Annotated in this window: 3 protein-coding genes; 1 reads left to right on the top strand and 2 read right to left on the bottom strand. The window is 43.6% G+C overall.

Annotation, left to right across the window (positions count from 1 at the left end):
- The coding region (locus F6K37_RS33095; protein WP_287254900.1) for a KGGVGR-motif variant AAA ATPase at positions 1 to 1,106 on the bottom strand (1,106 nt) is incomplete at its 3' end.
- A 2-nt stretch (positions 1,107 to 1,108) separates the two neighbouring features.
- Positions 1,109 to 1,537: a hypothetical protein gene (locus tag F6K37_RS33100; protein WP_008180740.1), complete on the bottom strand. Its 429-nt coding sequence runs from the start codon at positions 1,535 to 1,537 to the stop codon at positions 1,109 to 1,111.
- Positions 1,538 to 2,308: 771 nt separating this feature from the next.
- Here F6K37_RS33100 and F6K37_RS33105 point away from each other — a divergent pair.
- Positions 2,309 to 4,433, top strand: a 2,125-nt coding sequence (locus tag F6K37_RS33105; protein WP_287254902.1) for a non-ribosomal peptide synthetase, incomplete at its 3' end; no start/stop codon positions are given.

Raw genomic sequence — 4,433 nt, forward strand, 5'->3', positions numbered from 1 at the left:
GCTTCACTATCTTCCCCTAGCAAGGGTTGAATGGCTTCTAAAAGTGTTTGTTCTGATTCAATAACTAAACTTTTAGCTCTTTCATCTGGAGGGACTTTAGTAAAAATTAAAGCAGGGGAAGGGTCTTCATCTCGCGTCGAGGGTGCTAGTTTAGCAATTAATTCTAAAAGCCTTGCAGTTCCGGTGATGGATTGTCCGCTTAACGTAGAGACAAAGATCCGATAGACTCGCGGATCTAAAATTAATCCTGCTGCTAATTCCGAGAGTCCTGCTCGCAAATCTACTAAAACAACATTTACTCCTAAGGCTTTGCCGAGACGAGCTAAACTATCTGTCAATATAAAAGGATTTTTATGGCCTTTAATTAGATGTTCTGGCTTAATGGCTAAACCAATCAATCGGCTATTAACACGAAAGGAAGGTAATATATAGATTCCGTCTACTAAAGCATTTTGAAGTTTTTGGGTTGCTAAGTCAATGGTTTGCTCTGCGTCTGGAGAAGGGTCTCCATGAATTAAGGCAATAATATCGGCGAAACAAATAGGAGGATAAGGCAGCCTAGATTCTAATAACCAACTAATTCCAGGAGCCTCTAAATCGCCATCAATCAAAAGAACTTTTTGCTTGGCGTTGATTAAAGCTTGTGCTAGGGCCAGAGCATGAGTCGTTCGACCCACACCACCTTTAAAAGAATGAAAGGCAAGCACTGGAGGTAAATCATCTGGGAAGATATCCGGTGCTTGAAGCTTCTCAGTTCGTTGCCAAATAACAGTAGGTCTAGCTAGATTGGGGATAAGTTTAGGAGTTGGGGGTTCTTCCTCTGTTTCTTCTAAAATAATCGGTAAGGTGCGCTGATTGCCCTCGGCACTTTCGAGGATAATACAATCATTACCCTGTTGGCCATTATCTTGGAATCGAGGTTCGTAGACTTCCTGAAGCCATGTTTTGATTGAGCTTTGAGTACCAGGACGAATACCGAGAACTAATTCATCCCAATACCCTCTAGCCCAAACTAAGTCTTTTGGCCATTGCTCTTGCTCTTGCGATCGCAACAATACTTCTTCTACATCTACCCAGGTGTACAGTCGAATATCTGATGGAATCATCGTTATATATTCTCTTTAATCCAATTACAAAGCTGATGGAGCCACTCGATTACGTGTTCTTCATCTTCTTTCTTTATGGTAATGCCATATCGCCAAACTTGATGAGCTTTTCCGATATCTTGAATAGAATCATCACAGGCAATACGAAAGGAAGGAGTTGACTTATTTTTAGTTTGGGTTTTAACAGTAAGTTGACTAGCAGAAATTCTCAGCTCTTTACACCAGCTATCTAAGTTATGACCATGGTTTTTTATCGGATCTTGAAAGGATTTTGTGGTTCGTAAGTTGTTTCTTCTCAAGCAAATACTCTTGAGTCCACATTCCGCAGCATAAAACAGCAAAAGATAGGAAGAAGAACCAGTAACAGAGGTATGAGCTGCAAGATGCTTATGAAAAGCTTGTTTTAATTCACTTACACCAGCATGTATCATACTCGGATTTTATCTAATAGCTTACGGTAGAACAGGAACTTTAATAGTTTAACTCGTCTAGTAAGTTCGAAACAAGGGAATTGATTGACTGTGGGATAATCCTTGGCAGGGTTGATGGCAATAAGCCCTCTCTCCCTTATTACTGGGGTAAAGTTTAAGGTGAGCTAAGGCGCACAGGCTTGCGCGAAGGTCAAAATTATCGGTCGGTATAGCGCTACGCGCAAGGCAAGAGGCAACAGGCAAGAGGCAAAAGTTGACGTGCATTAGCTTAGGTGCGCTTTCCGCATTAAGAATTTAATTCGCCACGGGTCGCACTTTGTCAGCTTTGATCAATGTCAAACACCTTAATGCGTAGTGCTATACTATCCGAGCAGCACTGTTTTACCCCTCTTAGAAACGATTAGGACAGATTTATTGACCAGAAATTAGCCTTCGCTTCGCAGCTCCTACAGAGCATCCCAAAATTCCTGTTCACCGTTGATAACAGGGTCAAAGGGAAAAAGTAAAAGTTTTTAATTATAACTAATTATCGACCAAACAGCCAGCTAAACTAGAAACTATTCCCGGTTTGGCTTCAACCTAATGAGTAATATCATGTCCCGATAATTCCCCTTAATAACAATCGCCCCATCTCCCCATCTATCTTGGACGAGCAATGTCACAGCCCTACTATCAGTTAAGGAGTTGAGAGTAGTTTTCAGCAGCTCACCCTTGATTTATCTCTGATTATCGTTTAAGGTATCTAGTGTTTGAAAAACTTGGGATTGTGTAATGGTTACAGGGACAACGATTGAACCAAAAATCAATCTAACCGAACAAAGAACCTACTGGCAGCAAAGGCTCTCAGGGGGTTTAGCAGTGTTAGAAATCCCAATAGATTATCCACGTTTATCGGTGTCATCGGTAAAGGTAGCAACAGAAGTCACCAAGCTGGATAGAGAGTTTTACCAAGACCTAAAAACCCTAAGCGATCGCTTCAAGGTCAGCCCATTTACCGTCCTCCTGGCCGCCTTGAAAATTATGTGGCTCCGTTATACGGGCATCGCAGATATCATCATCGGGTCTGTGGCAACTAGTGTAAAAGAAACCAGGGGGTTGAAGACCTCCCAGGAAGGGGAACACAAGGGTGGAGTTAGGATTAATCCGATTGCCTTGCGGACAGATCTAAGCAGTGATGAAAGCAGTGATATCAGTGGGAAAGAAGTTTTAAAGCGGGTTAGCCAAACCGTTGAAGAAGCTGCCTTATATCGAGATTACCCATTTGAAGAACTCCTCAAGGGGATTAACAGCAATCAAGAATTAGCAGAAGAATTAGCAAAAGCCCCGATTTTTCAAGTGATGTTGGTGTGGTGCGATCAACCATTCCCTCTGTCACAGACAGGAATTAGTGAAGCAGAACTCAAAGAAATCTCAGCCTACACCAGCCAGTGCGATTTAGTGGTGGTAGCTAAAGAAACAGAAGGAAAATTAAGATTAAGCTGGGAATACAACACAGAGTTATTTAAATCCGACTCAATTAGGCGAATGTTGGGGCATTGGCTTTCCTTGCTAGAGGGAATGATTGCCAATCCGGAGCAGTCAATTTCTACCTTGCCCCTATTAACTGAAGCCGAACGGCAGCAACTGCTGGTGGAGTGGAACGATACCTCAGCAGACTATCCCCAGGACAAGTGTATCCATCAGTTGTTTGAAGAGCAAGCTGAACGCACCCCAGATGCAGTAGCTGTAGTATTTGAACAAGAACAACTAAGTTACCGAGAACTTAACCAACGAGCCAATCAACTGGCCCACTATTTGCAAGAACTGGGTGTAGGGCCAGAAGTATTAGTGGGTATTTGTGTAGAGCGAAGCTCCTTCAGAGCCGCTTCGCGAACGCATTTAATGCTGGTGGGACTATTGGCAATCCTTAAAGCAGGTGGGGCTTATGTGCCCTTAGATCCAGCCTATCCCCAAGAGCGCTTGGCCTATATGTTAGAAGATGCCCAAGCACCAGTATTATTGACTCATTCGTCCTTAGTTACCAATCAAGAGTCATTAGTTGCCGACAAAGAAAAATTAACAGAACAATTAACAATAGTTTGCTTAGATACTGATTGGGAAATAATTTCTCAACAAAGCCAGGGAGACACCGATAGTGGCGTAAAGCCGGAAAACTTAGCCTATACGATCTACACCTCTGGTTCCACAGGCAAACCGAAGGGAGTCCAAATTCCTCATCAATCCGTAGTCAACTTTTTAAGGTCCATGGCCCAACGGCCTGGATTAAGGTCACGGGATACTCTGGTAGCAGTTACCACCATATCCTTTGATATTGCCGGACTAGAACTTTACCTGCCCCTTAGTGTTGGAGCCAAGATCGTTTTGGTAAGCCGTGAAGTAGCTTCTTCCGGGCAGTTGTTGGGGAAACTGATCAAAGATTGTGACGCTACGGTGATGCAAGCCACTCCAGCCACCTGGTATTTGCTGTTAGCATCCGGTTGGGAAGGTATCCCAGGGTTAAAAATCCTTTGTGGTGGCGAAGCGTTACCCTCAGAACTGGCGGATCAGCTCCTAGAGAGGAAAGCTTCCCTGTGGAATATGTACGGTCCGACAGAAGCCACTATCTGGTCAACTGTCCATGAAGTAGCTAAAGCCAGGCAATCCCAACCAGGATTAGATGCTCCAGAATCAATCGGCCAACCCATTGCCAATACGCAAATCTATATCCTCGATGCCCATCTTATGCCAGTTCCGGTTGGAGTCGCTGGCGAACTACACATTGGTGGAGCAGGGCTGGCTAGAGGTTATCGTAATCGTCCAGATTTAACCAAAGAAAAATTTATTACCAATCCCTTTGATCAATCAAAATCAGAACGCCTCTACAAAACTGGAGATTTAGCCCGTTACTTGCCCGATG

Source organism: Moorena sp. SIO4E2 (assembly GCF_010671945.1).
Classification (GTDB): Bacteria; Cyanobacteriota; Cyanobacteriia; order Cyanobacteriales; family Coleofasciculaceae; genus Moorena; species Moorena producens.

What these genes read in the sequence shown, in the direction of transcription:
- F6K37_RS33100 (WP_008180740.1), bottom strand. Translation starts at nt 1,537, where the DNA reads ATGATACATGCTGGTGTAAGTGAATTAAAACAAGCTTTTCATAAGCAT.